Genomic DNA, 17,308 nt, shown 5'->3' on the forward strand with positions numbered 1-17,308 from the left:
AGCCATAGAATCGGCCTCACACCAAGGTCCACCGCGCGCCGCGAGCGTGCATACGACCGCGCCGTCACGCCGGATTGTCGAGACTCAAGGAGCGCAACGTGTCAAATGTTTCTGCACGCATCGAGCGTCTGCCGTTTGGACGCTTTCATGGGCACCTGCTGCTGATGGGCGGCATGGGCTACGCATTCGACGCAATGGATGCCGCCGCCGTCGCGTTTGTCCTGCCTGTACTGCGTCACGACTGGGCTTTGTCCAGCGTGCAAACAGGCGTACTCGGCAGCGGCAACTTCATCGGCTTTTTCTTCGGCGCGCTGCTCGCGGGCACGCTGGGCGATCTGATCGGCCGGCGCAAGGTGATGATGTCGGCGTTGCTGATCTACTGCGCGGCGTCCGTCGTCAGCGCGATGACCGATTCCTGGCCGACCTTTCTTGCCGCTCGCATCGTGGCCGGCATGGGAACGGGCGCCGAGAGCGCGATCATTGCGCCCTACCTGGCCGAGTTCGTTGCGAAGCGGTATCGCGGCATCTTTACGGGCGCGCTGGCCGGGTTCTTCTCGTTCGGCTTCGTTGCCGCCGCGTTGCTCGGCTACTTCATCGTTCCCGCGTTCGATTCAGGCTGGCGCGTCGTGCTATTGATCACAGCGCTGCCGATCCTGATGCTGTTGTGGTGGCGCCGTTCGCTGCCCGAGTCTCCGCGCTGGCTGGAAAGCCGCGGGCATGTGGGCGAAGCGAAGCGCGTGCTCGACCGCATCGAAGCCAGCTTCGCGGCTCGTGGGATCGCACTGCCGGAGCCGGAGTCCATCAGCTTGAACAGCCCACCGCCGGCACACACTGGCACGCTGGCCGCGAACTTCCGCGCGCTGTGGATGGGACGCCAGGCGCGCATCACCACGATGACCTGGCTGATGTGGCTGTCGATCACCTTCAGCTACTACGCGTTCTTCACGTGGATTCCGGGCCTGCTCGTGCAGCACGGGATGAGCATCACGCGCAGCTTCGGCTATTCGCTCGCAATGTACGCCGCGCAGGTGCCGGGCTATTTCAGCGCGTCGTGGTTCAACGAGCGCATCGGGCGGCAGGCGACGATCGCGACGTACATGCTGCTCGGCTGCGTGTGTGCGTTGGGCATGGCGTTCGCCCGCTCGAACGAGGAGATCATGGCGGCGGGCATCGGGCTGTCGTTCTTCATGAACGGCACTTACGCCGGCGTGTACGCCTACACGGCGGAAGTGTTTCCCACGGCGGTGCGCACGACGGGCGCGGGCACGGCGTCGGCGATCGGTCGTATCGGCGCAATCGTGTCTCCGATTCTCGTTGGCTATCTGTATCCGAACTTTGGTTTCGCAGGCGTGTTCGGCGTGACGACGGTCGTACTATTGCTCGGAGCGATTGCCGTGGTCGTGATGGGTGTGCCGACGCGCGGACGTTCGCTCGAAGACATCGCCGCGGGGGAAGCGGCATGAATGGCGTGCAAGAACAGGGCTTGCAGGCCTTCGTCGCGCTGGCTCGCGCGCAAGCGAGCACAGATCAGCCAGCGGCGCTCTATCAAGCGCTCGACAAGGTCCTTGCGCAAGCGATCGGCCATACGCTCTTCACGATACTGCGCTACGACGACGCGACGAATGAATCCGCGCGCATCTACAGCAACATGCCGGCTGCATATCCAACGGCGGCAAAGAAGCCGCTGTCGGGCGGCAACTGGACCGACATCGTGCTGACGCGCGGTGAGGCGTTCATCGGCAAGACGCCGAACGATCTGCGCGCGGTGTTCGCGGATCACGAGCTGATCGCGTCGCTCGGGTGCGAAAGCGTGCTGAACGTGCCCGTGCGCTGGAAAGGACGCACGCTCGCGTCGCTCAATCTGTTGCATACGCGAGCGTGGTATCGCGACGATCACGTGCCGATCGCGCAGTCGTTTGCGCAGTATGCGTTGCCGGCGCTGCTCGACGAAGCCTGAAACCGGCTTTGCGCAGCGAATCGAATCATTCACCGAACCTTGGGGAAACGAGTGGACAGCATTCTCTTCACCAACGCAGGATTGCTCGATGTCGAGCGCGGCGAAGTGCGCGAAGCGCATCACGTGCTCGTCGAAAACGGCCTTATCAAGGAAGTGTCCGACCGACCGCTGAAAAGCGCAGCCGCGCGCGAGATCGACTTGCGCGGCAAGACGCTGATGCCGGGTCTGATCGACCTGCATGTGCATGTGGTGGCCGTGCAGCTGAACCTGTCCCAGCAGGTGCACATGCCGAATGTGCTCGTCACACTGCGCTCGGTGCCCATCATGCGCGCGATGCTGCGGCGCGGATTCACCACGGTGCGCGACGCGGGCGGCGCAGGTTATCCGCACAAGCAGGCGGTGGAAAGCGGGCTCGCAGTGGGGCCGCGCCTGTTCGTCGCGGGGCGCGCGCTCAGTCAGACGGGCGGCCACGGCGACACGCGCGCCCGCTCGGACTATCTTGGCGACAGTGCGCCGTGCGGCTGCTGCGTGCGGGTCGGCGCGCTGTCGCGCGTCGCCGATGGCGTCGATGAAGTACGCCGCGCGGCTCGCGAGGAATTGCAGATGGGCGCCGATCATCTAAAGATCATGGCATCGGGCGGCGTTGCATCGCCGACTGACCCCGTAGGCGCATTCGGCTACGCGGAAGATGAAGTGCGAGCGATCGTCGAAGAAGCGCGTGCCCGCCAGACTTATGTGATGGCGCACGCGTACACGGCGGATGCGATTGCGCGCGTCGTACGCTGGGGCGTACGCACGATCGAGCACGGTAATCTCATCGACGCACCGACGGCGAATCTGATGGCCGAGTTGGGCGCGTATGTCGTGCCGACGCTGGTCACCTACGAAGCGCTGGCATCGGAGGGCGCGCAGTATGGCCTGGGCGAAGAGAGCGTTGCGAAGATCGCCGATGTGCGCGAGGCTGGGCTGCGTTCGCTCGAAATCTATCGCGACGCGGGCGTGAAGATGGGTTTTGGCTCGGATCTGCTGGGACCGTCGCAGCGCCTGCAGAGCGACGAATTCCGCATTCGCGCCGAAGTGTTAGGCAATGCAGCGACGCTCGCCTGTGCCACCACGACGGCGGCTGAAGTGCTCGGCCTGCCGGATAAGCTCGGACGTATCGCGGCTGGCGCGTGGGCCGATCTGCTTATCGTGGATGGCAACCCCTTGCGCGATATCTCGTGTCTGCTCGGGCAAGGCGAACGCATTCCGCTAGTCATGAAGGGCGGCGCGATCCAGTTCGACGCGTTGTGAAGGGGCTACACATGCAACCGGTCATACGGCCGGAAAATCTCCAGCGCCCAATCGACGAACGCCCGCATCCTCGCGCTGTCGTGTTGCGACTTCGCAAACACGATATGTAGAGGATGCAAGGGTCGGCTCCATTCAGGAAGAAGCTGAACGAGATCGCCGCTCGCGAGCCCCGCACGCGCCATGAACGCGAACGTCTGGCCAACGCCAAGCCCGCTGACTAACGAGGTCAGATGCGCGGTACTCTCATTGACGGAAACCCCTCGCGTGCCTTTCGGGTCGATCTGGATTTTCTCGTCGCCGCGCTCGAAGAACATCGTGAAAACGCGGCCCGTCCGCGATGAGAAATAGCCGACCAGGTCGTGCTCGCCGTACAGTTCTTCCGGATGCCGCGGCAGTTTGCGCGATCTCATGTATCCCGTGCCCGCATACGTGCCCCAATCGAGGCTCGCGATACGCCTCGCAATCAGCGACGTGTCCGTCAGTTCGCCGCCCCGGATCACGCAGTCGACACCCTCGCCGATCAGATCGACTTCCCTGTCGCTGACGCCCAGTTCGAGCTGGATCTCCGGATAGCGCTGCCGGAACAACGGAAGATGCGGCAACAGAATCAGATTGGCCAGCGACGACCCTATATCAACCCGCAAACGCCCTCGCGGTGTGCCACTAGAGTCGGCAAAAAGCGTGTCCATTTCGTCGACGTCCGCGAGCACCTTGAGCGCGCGATGGTAATACGCCTGACCTTCGTCGGTGACGGTCACCTTGCGCGTGGAGCGCTGAAACAGCTTGACCCGCAGGTGAGTTTCGAGGTCCTGGATCAGTTTGGTGACGGTGGGCCTCGGGATGTTCAGGGTATCGGCGGCTTTGCCGAACCCGCCCGATTCAGCGATCCGCACGAACACGCGCAATGCGAGCATCTGGTCCATTCCGGTTCCACGCTTTGATTGACCGTGTCGATCATATCGCGATTATTCACATCCATAAATAATGATTTAGAAAACAGCCTATTTATTGGCACAGAAGAAACACTCATCGTTGCCACATCGATTCATTCATTTCACTTGAGGACATCATGAGCAAACGACTGGAAGGCAAAATCGCACTGGTGACGGGCGGCACGAGCGGAATCGGTTTGGCCGCTGCACAGGATCTCGCGCGTGAAGGCGCGAAGGTTTATGTCACGGGCCGCCGCCAGGCCGAACTGGATGCGGCCGTGAGCGCAATCGGTCACGCGGCAACGGGCGTTCAGGGCGACGTCACGCGCAGCGCCGATCTGGACGCGCTGATGAAATTGATCCGCGAGCGCGAAGGACGTCTCGACATTCTTTTCGCCAACGCAGGTGGCGGCTCGCTGGCGCCGCTCGGTGATATTTCCGAGCAGCATTTCGATGACACCTTCAATCGCAATGTCCGTGCGGTGGTCTTTACCGTTCAAAGCGCGCTGCCGCTCATGTCGCGCGGCGGGTCGATCATTCTCACCGGATCGATCGCAGGGTCCACGGGGACGCAGGCGTTCAGCATCTATGGCGCTTCGAAGGCCGCTGTGCGCAGCCTCGCGCGGAGTTGGGTGCTCGATTTGAAGGACCGCGGCATTCGCGTCAACGTCGTGAGCCCGGGCTCGACCCGGACTGTCGGCCTCGCTGAACTCGGGGGCGACACGAAGGAAGGTCAGGACGGGTTGCTGTCTTACCTGACGTCGCTGGTGCCTATCGGCCGTCTTGCCGATCCGATGGAAATCGCCAAGGTGGTGACGTTTCTGGCATCCGATGATTCGAGCTTTATCAATGGCGCGGAGATCACGGCGGATGGCGGGCAGGCGCAGGTGTAGTTGGATCGAGTCGGGCAAGACGCAACACTAAGACTGGTTACGGGCTTCTTCGGTCATTCGCAGTTTGCGAAGTCAAGGAAGCCCGTCCAGTGACCTCGCGTTCCGCCGCATCAACGCTCGCCGCATGGGCTCAATTCTCAAGCCGTGGCCGGAAAATCGCGTAACCTGAATGCGTCGTTGGCAACACGAGGCTACCCGATGGTCGATGCAGTCAACCCTCCCGGCGTCTGGTCACCATTCGGTGCGTTCTCGATGGCCGTCATTCAGGGCGATGGTCAGATCGTGCATCTGAAAGGCCAGGTTTCGCTGGACGTCGATGGACGCGTGGTAGGTCCTGGCGATATGTGCGCGCAGGTGCGCAAGGTTCTGGAAAATATCCGCGATGTTCTCGCCGCGATGGGCGGATCCACGACCGACGTGATTTCGCTGGTCCACTACGCAACGGATATCGAAGCGTTCATGACGACCGGCGACATTCGCGCGGAGTTTTTCTCAGCGCCCTATCCCGTCACGACAACGGTCCAGATAGAACGGCTTTACCATCCGGATCTGATGATCGAAATCACTTCCGTTGCGGAAATACCGCGCACCAGGTTCCATCGTCCGTAAGCTTCTATAACGGCTCTATCGCCCCCGCATCCTCGTATCGACATCCACCGAAATCGGTGCAAGCTCTTCCGCCAGAAAGCTGATCAACGCCCGCGCAGCGGGACGAGCGGCACGGCCCGTCGGAAATACCGCGTGGATTTCAATAGGTTCGAGTTGCCAGTCTTCGAGTATCGACACGAGTCGCCCATCCGCGATCTCGCTACGGCATCCCCACAGACCGATCACCAGAATGCCCAAACCGGCGACAGCGGCCGCCGTGGCGGCTTCATTCACGGTCGATGTGATGCGCCCGTCTCCTCGAAAAACCGCTTCGCGTCCATCCTTGCGCAGCGTCCATCCCAATGACGCGGCACTCGACGGGCCCGTGACGAACGCATGCTGGCTCAGTTCGGATGGCTCGATCGGACGGCCCTTGCGCGCCAGATAGGTGGGCGCCGCAACCAGCAGCCGGGGCGAACGCCCAAGCAGTCTCGACGTCGCGCTGGAATCCGGCAGCGCGCCAAACCGGATCGCGACATCGACGCCTTCCGTAATCAGATCCTGACGGTCATCCGCCATCAGCAAATCGATGTAGAGCGCCGGGTGCATCTCCATGAAGCGGTCGATACGCGGAATCACCTCGCGTATGCCAAAGCTCGTCGACAGCGCCACGCGCAGACGTCCGCGCAGCTCCGTCGATCCTCGCGCGGCGTGATCCGCCTCTTCGAGTGCGTCGAGGATCGCTTCGACGCGCGTCAGGTAATCGACGCCCGCTTCCGTCAGTTTGACCGCGCGGGTGCTCCTGACGAACAACGCCGTACCGACGTCCGCTTCGAGTTCGGAGATCTGTCTCGACACGGACGGCTGGCTGATGCCGAGTTCCCGCCCCGCCCGGGTGAAGCTCGACGTACGCGCGACGCGTGTGAACAGCCGCAACACGGACAACTTGTCATTCATCCACGTGGCAAATAATTGATAGTCATCCAGGCATTCTACCCGGCTCCGAGCAAATGAATCATTATGAATTCACGCCACCACCGGCGAGCCAACACTGGAGTCAGAAATGAACCTGCAGCAGAAACTGGATGCCTTCAAGTCGAACTTCGAGACCAAGGTCGCACCGCCCGCAGTCGTCGACGTCTTTCGCCGGACCACGGCCGAGCTGATCGCAACGGGTCAGGCGGAGCGCTCGCTGAAAGTCGGCGACATCGCACCGACTTTCACGCTGACCAATGCTGAGGGCGAAGTCGTCTCGTCGGCAGAGATGCTGACGCACGGGCCGCTGGTCGTGACGTTTTACCGGGGCGTCTGGTGCCCGTATTGCAACATCGACCTGCAGGCCATCGAAGAAGTCGCGGACGAAATTCGCGCGCTGGGTGCGAGCCTGGTTTCGATCTCGATGCAAACCGCGACGAACAGCCTGAAATCGCAACGACAAAACAAGCTCAGCTATCCGATCCTCGTCGATGAAGGCGGCAAGACGGCTGATGGCTTTGGAATCCGCTTCCGGCTGCAAGACGAGCTAATCGACACTTACAAAGGCTTCAATGTCGATCTGCCTGTCATCAACGGCGAGCCGAGCTGGACGCTGCCGATGCCCGCTCGATACGTTATCGCGCAAGATGGCACGATCGCTTATGCCGAAGTGAGCCCGGATTACACGAAGCGCCCCGACCCGAGCGAGCTGGTAGCCGCTTTGAAGAATCTGAAAGCGCCCGCCTGATGTCCCGAGCGGACCTCGCTTGCGCGAAACGCCTGGTGGTGTCCGCCGTTGCGGTCAATCTGGAATAGTCCTTGCGTCCTGTAGCGGAATCATCCGGTCCACGCTACAGAACAGCAGCCATGAATCCATGACCGCCCCCTGCCCTTCGCCGTCGCAGGCCGCAGATGAAACACGCATGCCCTCATCACGCAGCCTGCGCGGCATCGATGCGCTGAGCTTCCTGATGGCGGACGTCAGGGACGGCCTCGGACCGTTCCTGTCGGTGTTCCTCAAGGGCAACCAGAACTGGCCGTCCGGACAGATCGGCGTCGTGATGGCCGCGAGCGGTGTGGCTGCGGCACTCGCGCAGATTCCGGCGGGACTGCTCGTCGATAGCGTTCGCGCGAAGCGCCTGATTCTGGCAACGGCGGCGCTGTGCGTCGCGGCGGGCTGCCTTTTCATCGCGCGCTTTCCGATGTTCCGCGCCGTGCTGGCCGTCCAGATCGCCATCGGGCTCGCGTCGGCCGTCATTGCGCCGTGCCTCGCTGCGCTGAGCCTGGGCCTCGTTGGCCATCGACGCATGCCGTCCAGAGTGAGCCGCAACGAGAGCCTCAACCATGCAGGCAATTTCGTCGCTGCCGTACTCGCGGGCGGGCTGGGCCAATTCGTCGGCGTGTTGTGGCTGTTCTATCTCGTCTGTCTGTTTTCGCTGGGCAGCGCGGCCGCCGTGCTGCTGATCCGTCCGCATGAAGTCGATCACGAGACGGCGCGCGGCGGCGAACAACACGTCGATGCCGGGCAGCCCGCAAGGCCGCTGCCTTTGCGCGAATTCTGGCGGCGCAAGACGGTGCGGGTCTTTCTCGTCGCTGTCGTGCTGTTCCACTTCGGCAACGCCGCGATGTTGCCGCTGGCGGGTCAACTGCTTGCGAAAACGCACCCGGGCGCGGACGTGATCGCACTGAGCGCATGCGTGATTGCCGCGCAGTTCGTGATGGTTTTCGTTGCGATGGCAGTCGGGCATGGCATGCGCAGGGGGATCGGCCGCAAGCCGATTTTTCTGGTTGCCTTTGCTGTTCTTCCCGTGCGCGGGCTGCTGTTCAGTTTGACCGCAAACCCGTATGCCGTCGTCGGCATTCAGTTGCTCGACGGTATTGCTGCAGGCATCTTCGGCGTGATCGCAATTGTGATTGCATCAGATATCACGCAGGGCACGGGGCGTTTCAACGTCGCTCAAGGCGCGACTTCACTTGCAGTGGGAATTGGCGCTGCGCTCAGTCAGGTGACGGGCGGCTTCGTCGCCGAACGCTTTGGATTTGCCATGAGCTTCATCGTGCTGTCGGGCGTCGCCGGGTTTGCGCTTCTTTTCTTCCTGCTATGCATGCCGGAAACGGGCGGCAAACTCGCCACCGCTGACGCAGGCCCGGACGCTACATCGAACGCGTCGACACGGGCGATCGAATGAACGGCTGGCGTCGACGCAGCCGACCGCTCAATACCACCAACCCGGCCCTGGACCCGGACCCCACATGCTCCAGTTCCACGCCGCGTTCTCATTCATCTCCGCGTTCATCCGTTCCTGATCGATGAACTTTTGCTGGAGCTGTTCGCGCTTGTAGTTATCCCACGCCGTTTCGTCGCCGACATACAGGCAGCCGCACGAGTACGGGTCCGCATAGAGAAAGACAGGCTTGCCGTCCTTGACCTTCTGCACCACGCGATTGGGCGGCAAGGTCTGCAGTTGCAAGCGCTGTGCGTCGGTCGTCACGGGGACGATATGGAACCCCGCCGCCGACAGCAGGTCGTTTTTCTCGTTAGCGCGTTCGACGGGCGATGCACACCCGGCAATCAGAGCACTCATGCTGATTGCTATCAAACCCGTGACCAATCGGTGCTTCATCGTCGTCCTCTGGAAGTAGGCGGTAGGTTTCAAGGATCACATATGGCACGCAGTCTGGGCGCCAAAACTTAGGCGGGAATTACACGGGCATGGCGTATCGCCCGGGTTCACTGTCAAGCCTTGTGCTCGTCCCCATTGTGCTGACCGTGCTGCGTGGCCCCGCACTCCTGAACCAGCTGCTCGATAAACGCCTGCTGCATCGGCGTGCCGAGCCAATCCGTTCTGAGCGTGTAGCCGACCACCCGGCTCGCCTCCGGCGTCTCGAGTTCCAGCGCAACCATCTCGCTGCCCGGATACGCCTCGCGAATCTGCGAGCGCGATAGCAGCGTGATGCAATCGCTTTCCACGAGCATCGCCATCATCATCGCGAGGGAACTGGTCTCGACCACAAGCGGCGGTTTGCCGGGCAGGCGCGCAAGCATCGAGTCGATTGCCGCGCGCCGCGGCAGATTGCGTTGCGGCACCACCCAGTCGAACGAAGCGAGGTCGCGCGCGGCGATCCTCGCTTTGCCCGCGAGCCGATGACCCTTTCTGACGGCCACCACATACGGGTCCGCAAACAACTCGTGCTCCTGAATCGATCCCGTCAGACGCGGCTCGCGCAGCGCACCGATGATCACGTCGATATTGCCGAAGCGCAGCTCTCGCAACAGCTGCGAATGCGAGCCCTCGTCTACCGTCACCTTGGCATCGGGGTACTGGCGACGCAGCCGCTCGATCGCACGCGCGACTAAACGCGGTGCGAGCATCGGCAGCACGCCGAGCGAGATCTTGCCCGTCAGCTGTCCGCGCGCATGGGCGAGATCTTCGCGAGCCTGCGCGATCTCGTACATCGCGAGACTCAGGCAGCGCGCGAACTCGATACCCGCTGCGTTCGCCGACACGCTATGCACGCGGCGCCGGTAAAGCGTCGCACCGACCGTCTGCTCGATCTGGCGCGCCGCCCGATGCACGGCTGGTTGCGAGATGCCCAGTTGTTGCGCAGCCTCGGCTGCCGATCCGCAATGCGCAATGGCGATATGGCAGCGCACCTGCGAATCCGTCAAATGACGGCAAATCGTGCCGACGTGGGCGGTACGCACGTCCGCATCGCCCGTCAGATCGGCGACGGCGCGCTCCATCTGGTCGAGCATGCGCCGCACGCGCCGGTGCAGGATCACGCCCTCTGCCGTCAGTTCGCTGCCGCCGTAACCGCGCTCGAACAGCGCGCCGCCAAAGCTCGATTCGAGCTTGCCGATGGCAAGACTGACTGCCGGTTGAGTGCGTCCCGCGCGCGCCGCCGCAAGGCCGATACCGCCCGTCTCGCAGACGGCATCGAACAGAAACAGACGCCGCAAACGTGCCAGATCATCGTCCCTCTCCAGCCCTTCAACAGTCGACATAAGCCATCAGGATGCGCTGTGGAAAACCCCTAGCTTAACCAAAATTTATGTCGAAGGGTGCAGTTCATATTGCGGGATTCGCTTCGTCTGCGCTTACAGTTACGTCAATCCGATCAAGATGTTTTCAGCCAGGAGTCAGTTCATGTCTGTCGTTGTCGACACTCACACCCACGCAATTTCCCCGGATAAAGCGCGATATCCGCTCGCGCCCGTCGGCGGCCATCAATCGGAATGGTCGGCAAAGCGGCCCGTCAGCTTTGAAGGCTTGCTCGCCGCCATGGATGAAGCCGGCATCGGCCGCGCGGTCGTCGTGCAGGCATCGACGGTATACGGCAACGACAATAGTTATGTGGTCGAGGCGGTGCGCAGCCACCCTGACCGCTTCGCAGGCGTGTTCTCGATCGACGTGCTGGCCGCCGACGCCGTCTCGCAGATGCAGCGCTGGCTCGACGCCGGGCTGAGCGGCCTGCGTCTGTTCACGACGGGCAGCACGATGCCTGGCCAGGCGGGCTGGCTGGACGACGAGCGTTCGTTTCCCGTCTGGGACTATGCGCAGAAGCACGACGTATCGATCTGTCTGCAGATGACGGCGCAAGGCATTCCCGCGTTGCTGAACATGCTGTCGCGCTTCCCCGGCATCCGTGTGCTGCTCGACCACCTCGCGCGCCCGGAACTGGCAGGCGGCCCGCCCTACGAAGCGGCCGCACCGCTCTTCAGCCTTGCGTCGCATCAGGGCGTGTATCTGAAGCTGACCAATCGCACGATTGCCGAGGCTTCGCGCGGCGCATCGACACCCGCCGAGTTCTTCCCGCGCGTGCTCGAGGCATTCGGCGCGAAGCGCATCGCATGGGGCTCCAACTTCCCCGCCGCCGAAGGCACGCTGCCGCAGTTGCTTGCCGATGCGCGCGACAGTCTGTCGACACTGCCCGCCGACGCACGCAACGCGATTTTCGGCGATACAGCACGCGCGCTCTATCCCGTGCTCGCCCGCTGAGCGCCGCACCCGACGACACGGAGAAACACGTGAGCATCGTAACGAAACCGCTGCGCCTGAAGACCGCGCTGAAGACCTATCCGCATACGCGTGCGCTGAAATCCGGCGAACTGACGGATCCCGCCGTCGAACTGGTGTTCGAGGATATCGAACCCATCCATCGCGCGTTCGCGCCGATGGCGCGCCAACAGGCATTCGACGTCAGCGAACTGGCAATCGTCACCTATCTGCAGGCGAAGGCGTACAACAAGCCCGTCGTGCTGCTGCCCGCCGTGGTCGCGGCGCGCTTCCAGCAAAAGTGCATTATTTATAATGCGCAACGCGGGCAACTGAGTGTCGACGATCTGGCAGGCAAGCGAATCGGCGTACGCGCTTACTCGCAGACCACGGGCATGTGGGTGCGGGCCATCCTCGCGCAAACCTATGGCGTGCCCATCGACAAGATCGATTGGGTGACGTTTGAAGGCGCGCATCTGGACGAATACCACGAGCCGTCCTTCGCGCGCCGCGCGCAACCGGGCCAGCAACTCTTGCCGATGCTGCGCGCAGGCGAACTCGACGCCGCGATCCTCGGCAACGATCTGCCGGACGAACCCGGGCTTGCGCCGCTGATCGCCGACGCAGCAGCCGCCGATCGCGCGTGGTACAGCTTGCATCGATATGTGCCGATCAATCATGTCGTCGTGGTCAGGAAGGAACTGGTCGATCAGCATCCGGACGCGGTACGGGCCGTCTACGACCTGTTGCGGCGAGGCAAAGAGTCGGTGGCGAATGGTCGGGACGCGAGCAAACCCGATCCGCTGCTGTTTGGCATCGATGCGCTGCGCGGACCGCTCGAAGAGACGCTTTCGTTCTGCGAGCGCCAGCAACTGTTGCCGCGCAAGATGAGTGTCGACGAAATTTTTGCAGACTGTCTCGACGTGCTCGGCGACGCCGCCCGCTAGTTCGACAGACACCGCTCCAACCAGTCCAAGCGAATTCAAATTCGCCGCCGTTTCAGAAGGAGACATCATGAGCTTGCCCGGCAAGGCCGCATCCAAACCCCGGGGACGCCAGCCGTTCTATCGCGATCTGTCTTTCCAGGTTCTCGCCGGCATGGCGCTCGGCGTTGCCGTCGGCTACTGGTTTCCGAAGTTCGGCATCAACCTGCAGCCCGTCGGCGACGCGTTTATCCGCGTCATCCAGATGCTGATAGGGCCCATCATTTTCTGCACCGTTTGCAGCGGCATTGCCGGTGTGCGGGACTTCAAGAAAGTGGGCCGCGTCGCTATCAAGGCGTTGTTCTACTTCGAGGTGGTGACGTCGCTCGCACTCGTGATCGGACTGGTCGTCATCAACGTGCTGAAGCCCGGCGTCGGCATGAATGTGGACATGAGCAGCATCCATTCGTCGGCTGTCGATGCGTATGTCGCGAAAGCACATCACGTCGTCACGACGAGCGAGTTCCTGCTGAACGTGATCCCTCATACGGCAATCAGCGCGTTTGCGGGCGGCGACGTGTTGCAGGTGCTGTTCTTCTCCGTGCTGTTCGCGTTCGGTCTCGCAGCGATTGGAGAGCGCGCCCGTCCGGCGATGGATCTGATCGATTCGGTGTCGAGCGCGCTGTTCTGGATCATCGGCCTGACGATGAAGGTCGCCCCGCTCGCCGCGTTTGGCGCGATCGCCTTCACGGTGAGCAAGTTCGGCTTCGGCACGCTGATCTCGCTCGGCAAGCTGATTCTGGAGTTCTATCTGACCTGCGCGCTTTTCATCGTGCTGATTCTCTGGCCGATCGCGAAGGTGAACGGCTTCAGCCTGTTGCGACTGATGCGCTACATCGGCGCCGAACTGTTGCTCGTGATCGGCACGAGTTCGTCGGAGACCGTGTTTCCGCAACTGATCGACAAACTTGAACGGCTCGGTTGCGAAAAGTCTGTTGTCGGCCTCGTCTTGCCGACCGCGTACACGTTCAATCACGACGGCACATGCCTCTATTTCGCCGCTGCCGCTGTGTTTCTAGCACAGGCAACCAACACGCCAATGACGTGGCACGACCAGCTGGTGCTGCTCGCAGTGCTGCTGCTGACGTCGAAGGGCGCGGCAGGTGTGTCCGGTGCTGCGATTGCCGTGCTTGCCGCTACGCTGGCCGCGTCGAATACCATCCCTGTGGAATCGATTGCGCTGATTCTCGGCATTCACAAAGCACTGTCGAGTGCGTTCGTGTTCACGAACATCGTCGGCAATAGCGTCGCAACGATCGTGGTCGCCAACTGGGAGAAGGCGCTCAACCGCACTGCCCTGCGCAATGAACTCAAGACGGGATTCAAACCGATGGACACGTCGATCGGCGCGTTGAAACAGTCCGGCGGCAGTTCGGCTGGGAGTTGATCTGGCCGATGGTAGGTGGTGACGGAATCCGGCACTGCCTGCCCATACAAAAAATGACTCCCGCAAACCATACACAATATTTAGTCATACGAATCGTATAGCAGTAGCGGGGCATCGCATGACGGACGCGGAGAAGTTAGGCCGCCCGTCAGCGTCGACAAGACATCAAAAAACAGGAGACAGGTGTGAAAAGAAAGTGGACGAACCGCATTGGACTGGGACTGGGCGTATCGACGGCAATTGGGCTTCTCGCGGCCACGTCCGCGCATGCGCAATCGAGCGTGCAACTCTTCGGCACGGTAGACGGCGGCGTGCGGCATCAGACCAACGCGGCCGCCGGCGGCGGGTCGGTAACGACGATGAATTCGAACGGCTACTACAGCTCGAACAAGCTCGACTTCCGCGCTAGAGAAGATCTCGGCGGCGGATGGAACGCGCACTTCCTGCTCGAAAGCGGCTTCAATCTGGGTAACGGGCAGTTCGACAACACGACGGGCTTGATATTCAACCGGCAGTCATTCGTCGGCATCGGTCACAAGCAATACGGCTCGCTCGATCTCGGCCGCCAATACACGATCGCGCATGACATCATCAGCTTTTACGATCCGTACGGCTTTCATTTCACGCCGATCATTCCGTTGACCGTCGCATCCGATGGCACCCGCAACAACAACGACGTGAAGTACAAGAACACGTTCGGCCCGCTGCTCGTCGAAGCGGACAATTCATTTGGCGGCGTCGCGGGCGACTTCAGCAGCGGCGCGGCGCGCGCGGTCGGCCTCAACTATACGACGGGACCGATAGGGATTGGCGGCCTGTACGGCCATCGCAACGTGCTGGCCGGCAAGACCTACGTCGGCGACAGCTACTACATGGTCGGCGCCAGCTATCAACTCGGCCCGGTACGTTTTTCAGGCGGCTTCATGTCCGAGGACCAGCAGAACCAGGGCGCGCCGCATATGGTCACCAACAACGGCTTTGGCGGCATTGCATGGACCGTGACGCCGTACCTCGTGTTTCGCGGCGCGTACTACCAGACTAATGTCTCGACGGACAAATCGGGGCGTCGCGGGATGTCCGTGCTTTCGCTCGGTTATCTGCTGTCCAAGCGCACCACGCTCTACGCGGAGGGCGACTATACGTCTTACCGGCATGCCGTTGTGAGCACGCTGAATCCGGCCGGCGCGTCGAGCCAGACAGCCGTCACAGTCGGTATCGACCATCTGTTCTAGAACGGGCGGACGCACACACGCGGCCGCGCCGGCCGCGAAGGCGCTCGAAACGCTTAAGACAGCCAGCGCCCGCGAATCGAACGAAGCGCAAAAGCGCGAGCGGTTCGCATCGGGCGTGTTGGGTCTCGATATGTATCGGATGCGAAAGCCACTGGAGAAACTCGGCTTGCAGTAGATCGACTGATGGTCGGGCGGCCGGCTAGCGGGTTCACGGTCCACTCCGTATATGGCTAATAGCCGTGCCGCGTCGATCCGGATAGTTGATCTTCCGCTCCCTTTCGTGATTGACACGTATAAAACGCCAGATATTTTCTAGCGTGTTGCAAGAAAAATGCTATTGAAACATCTACGAAATTCAAGGCATTGAAGCGCGTACGTGATTGGCCTGATACCGAAATAGAACGTCGCATTTTTTCATGATTTGCAATGCTAACATTTGCCTTGATTCGGTGAAGATCCGAGACTACGTTTGTTGTAGTGGATAACGGCTCTCGATGAGGCGTTATGGTAACGAAGCCAATTGAAGATGCGCTGACAAGCGGCATCTGGAGCCGCGTGCGCATCTACCAATAGTGAACGACTACACGGGCATGACTCATGAAAAACAAAAAAATCCCTCACGGTCACAGCGACAATCGTGAAACTCAGATTCGGTTTTTCGTTGAACGTTGACTGGTTGCTTCTCGCTGCTTTTAGCGGGGGAGATTCATTCACTACCCGCTTCTGCTGAAGGGGAGGTCTCATGCAAGTTGCAATTGACACCATGCGGCGGCTCGTTCTTGAAACGATCGGCAAGGCGTCTCTGCTCGGTCTGGGCGGCATGGCGGCACTGGGGCGCTCTGAGCCTCTCGCCGCGCAGGGTACCCGGTCAAGAATTGCGGTCTCTAGCGTCTCATGGGGACCGAATCGTCTCGACATTTTCGGACTCGGTACCGACGACCAGATGTTCCACAAGGCGTGGGCCCGTGCATGGTCTCCCTCCCCGAAGGACTGGGAGCCTTTGGGTGGCAGGTTCAACAGCTCGCCAGCGGCCGTATCCTGGGGCCCCAACCGACTCGATATCTTCGGCCTCGGCACCGACAACCAGATGTTCCACAAAGCCTGGGCCGGCGCATGGTCTCCCTCTCCGAAGGACTGGGAGCCTTTGGGTGGCAGGTTCCACAGTCCGCCTGCGGCCGTATCCTGGGGTCCCAACCGACTCGACATTTTTGGCCTCGGCACCGACAACCAGATGTTTCACAAAGCCTGGGACGGTGCCTGGTCCCCTTCGCCAACGGACTGGGAGCCTTTGGGCGGCAAGTTCAACAGCCGGCCCGCTGTCGTTTCCTGGGGGTCCGGCCGTCTCGACATTTTCGGTCTCGGCACCGACAACCAGATGTTTCACAAAGCCTGGGACGGTGCCTGGTCCCCTTCGCCAACGGACTGGGAGCCTTTGGGTGGCGTGTTCGCCAGCCCGCCTGCTGTCGTTTCGTGGGGTCCCAACCGCCTCGATATTTTCGGTCTCGGCACCGACCACCAGATGTTCCACAAAGCCTGGGACGGTGCCTGGTCGCCTTCACCGAAGGACTGGGAGCCTTTGGGAGGCCGGTTCAACAGCCCGCCAGCGGTCGTCTCGTGGGGTCCTAATCGCCTCGATATTTTCGGTCTCGGTACTGACAACCAGATGTTCCACAAAGCCTGGGCCGGTGCATGGTCCCCCTCGCCGCAGGACTGGGAGCCTCTGGGAGGCAGGTTCAACAGCGCGCCGGCAGCCGTCTCATGGGGCCGCAACCGCCTTGATATTTTCGGTCTCGGCACTGACAACCAGATGTTCCATAAAGCATGGAACGGCGCATGGTTGCCCTCACCGAGGGACTGGGAGGCTTTGGGTGGCGTATTCAACATCCGCTAAGAAATCCTGATTACTTCAACTTTGACGTCACAACATGAATATTTTCAGCGACGCTTTTTCGTCACTGTCATCAAACCCAAAGAAGACAATGACAGCAGGCTGCCGACGACGCCCCTCGCCGACAGCAAGACACAAGGAAATCAGCTCCCCGACTCGACGCGTGCTTTCATCGAGCCTCGA

Annotated in this window: 16 protein-coding genes and 1 pseudogene; 13 read left to right on the forward strand and 4 right to left on the reverse strand. The window is 61.5% G+C overall.

Annotated features, from left to right (window positions below):
* Positions 1 to 98 precede the first annotated feature (98 nt).
* The 3 genes from C2L65_RS39405 to C2L65_RS39415 are packed head-to-tail and all read left to right on the forward strand — an operon-like array spanning position 99 to position 3,250.
* On the forward strand, positions 99 to 1,463 hold the full coding sequence (locus tag C2L65_RS39405) for an MFS transporter (protein WP_007736857.1): 1,365 nt from the start codon (positions 99 to 101) through the stop codon (positions 1,461 to 1,463).
* Positions 1,460 to 1,957, forward strand: a complete 498-nt coding sequence (locus C2L65_RS39410; protein ID WP_042305219.1) for a GAF domain-containing protein — start codon at positions 1,460 to 1,462, stop codon at positions 1,955 to 1,957. The genes C2L65_RS39405 and C2L65_RS39410 overlap by 4 nt, the downstream gene beginning before the upstream one ends.
* A 51-nt stretch (positions 1,958 to 2,008) precedes the next feature.
* Positions 2,009 to 3,250, forward strand: coding sequence for a metal-dependent hydrolase family protein (locus C2L65_RS39415; RefSeq protein ID WP_042305220.1), 1,242 nt, complete (start codon positions 2,009 to 2,011; stop codon positions 3,248 to 3,250).
* A gap of 5 nt (positions 3,251 to 3,255) precedes the next feature.
* Here C2L65_RS39415 and C2L65_RS39420 read toward each other — a convergent pair whose 3' ends face one another.
* A complete protein-coding gene (locus C2L65_RS39420; RefSeq protein ID WP_042305221.1) occupies positions 3,256 to 4,173 on the reverse strand; it encodes a LysR family transcriptional regulator in 918 nt (305 codons plus the stop codon).
* A gap of 146 nt (positions 4,174 to 4,319) precedes the next feature.
* On the opposite strand from C2L65_RS39420, the gene C2L65_RS39425 reads away from it, so the two are divergent.
* Together C2L65_RS39425 and C2L65_RS39430 are read left to right on the forward strand one after the other, a co-directional pair.
* Complete coding sequence (locus tag C2L65_RS39425) at positions 4,320 to 5,075, forward strand: SDR family NAD(P)-dependent oxidoreductase (RefSeq protein WP_042305222.1); 756 nt, start codon at positions 4,320 to 4,322, stop codon at positions 5,073 to 5,075.
* 198 nt (positions 5,076 to 5,273) lie between these two features.
* Positions 5,274 to 5,684, forward strand: a complete 411-nt coding sequence (locus C2L65_RS39430; RefSeq protein WP_042305223.1) for a RidA family protein — start codon at positions 5,274 to 5,276, stop codon at positions 5,682 to 5,684.
* A 15-nt stretch (positions 5,685 to 5,699) separates the two neighbouring features.
* Here the strand turns inward: C2L65_RS39430 and C2L65_RS39435 are convergent, their stop codons facing one another.
* The gene (locus C2L65_RS39435; protein WP_042305224.1) at positions 5,700 to 6,620 is read right to left on the reverse strand and encodes a LysR family transcriptional regulator; all 921 of its coding nucleotides are present in this window, start codon (positions 6,618 to 6,620) and stop codon (positions 5,700 to 5,702) included.
* 106 nt (positions 6,621 to 6,726) lie between these two features.
* Here C2L65_RS39435 and C2L65_RS39440 point away from each other — a divergent pair, with 106 nt between their 5' ends.
* Both C2L65_RS39440 and C2L65_RS39445 read left to right on the forward strand, forming a co-directional pair.
* Positions 6,727 to 7,386, forward strand: coding sequence for a peroxiredoxin-like family protein (locus tag C2L65_RS39440; protein ID WP_042305225.1), 660 nt, complete (start codon positions 6,727 to 6,729; stop codon positions 7,384 to 7,386).
* Between the two features lie 175 nt (positions 7,387 to 7,561).
* Positions 7,562 to 8,827 (forward strand): MFS transporter, encoded by a 1,266-nt coding sequence (locus C2L65_RS39445; RefSeq protein WP_233446655.1) that lies wholly within the window; start codon positions 7,562 to 7,564, stop codon positions 8,825 to 8,827.
* A gap of 27 nt (positions 8,828 to 8,854) precedes the next feature.
* Here C2L65_RS39445 and C2L65_RS39450 read toward each other — a convergent pair whose 3' ends face one another.
* Positions 8,855 to 9,223 (reverse strand): hypothetical protein, encoded by a 369-nt coding sequence (locus tag C2L65_RS39450; protein WP_229516519.1) that lies wholly within the window; start codon positions 9,221 to 9,223, stop codon positions 8,855 to 8,857.
* 152 nt (positions 9,224 to 9,375) lie between these two features.
* Positions 9,376 to 10,644: a LysR family transcriptional regulator gene (locus C2L65_RS39455; protein WP_042305227.1), complete on the reverse strand. Its 1,269-nt coding sequence runs from the start codon at positions 10,642 to 10,644 to the stop codon at positions 9,376 to 9,378.
* Positions 10,645 to 10,786: 142 nt separating this feature from the next.
* Here C2L65_RS39455 and C2L65_RS39460 point away from each other — a divergent pair, with 142 nt between their 5' ends.
* From C2L65_RS39460 to C2L65_RS39485, 6 genes and pseudogenes are all read left to right on the forward strand, one after another.
* A complete protein-coding gene (locus C2L65_RS39460) occupies positions 10,787 to 11,638 on the forward strand; it encodes an amidohydrolase family protein (protein ID WP_042305228.1) in 852 nt (283 codons plus the stop codon).
* Between the two features lie 29 nt (positions 11,639 to 11,667).
* Positions 11,668 to 12,582: a substrate-binding domain-containing protein gene (locus C2L65_RS39465; protein WP_042305229.1), complete on the forward strand. Its 915-nt coding sequence runs from the start codon at positions 11,668 to 11,670 to the stop codon at positions 12,580 to 12,582.
* A gap of 67 nt (positions 12,583 to 12,649) precedes the next feature.
* Positions 12,650 to 14,005: a C4-dicarboxylate transporter DctA gene (gene dctA / locus C2L65_RS39470; protein ID WP_042305230.1), complete on the forward strand. Its 1,356-nt coding sequence runs from the start codon at positions 12,650 to 12,652 to the stop codon at positions 14,003 to 14,005.
* A gap of 185 nt (positions 14,006 to 14,190) precedes the next feature.
* Positions 14,191 to 15,237 (forward strand): porin, encoded by a 1,047-nt coding sequence (locus C2L65_RS39475; protein ID WP_042305231.1) that lies wholly within the window; start codon positions 14,191 to 14,193, stop codon positions 15,235 to 15,237.
* Positions 15,238 to 15,265: 28 nt separating this feature from the next.
* Positions 15,266 to 15,412 (forward strand): annotated as a pseudogene (locus C2L65_RS46820) (4-carboxy-4-hydroxy-2-oxoadipate aldolase/oxaloacetate decarboxylase); the annotation flags it as partial.
* 567 nt (positions 15,413 to 15,979) lie between these two features.
* Complete coding sequence (locus C2L65_RS39485; RefSeq protein ID WP_063769777.1) at positions 15,980 to 17,128, forward strand: PLL family lectin; 1,149 nt, start codon at positions 15,980 to 15,982, stop codon at positions 17,126 to 17,128.
* Positions 17,129 to 17,308: the final 180 nt, after the last annotated feature.

This window comes from Paraburkholderia terrae, assembly GCF_002902925.1.
GTDB lineage: Bacteria > Pseudomonadota > Gammaproteobacteria > Burkholderiales > Burkholderiaceae > Paraburkholderia > Paraburkholderia terrae.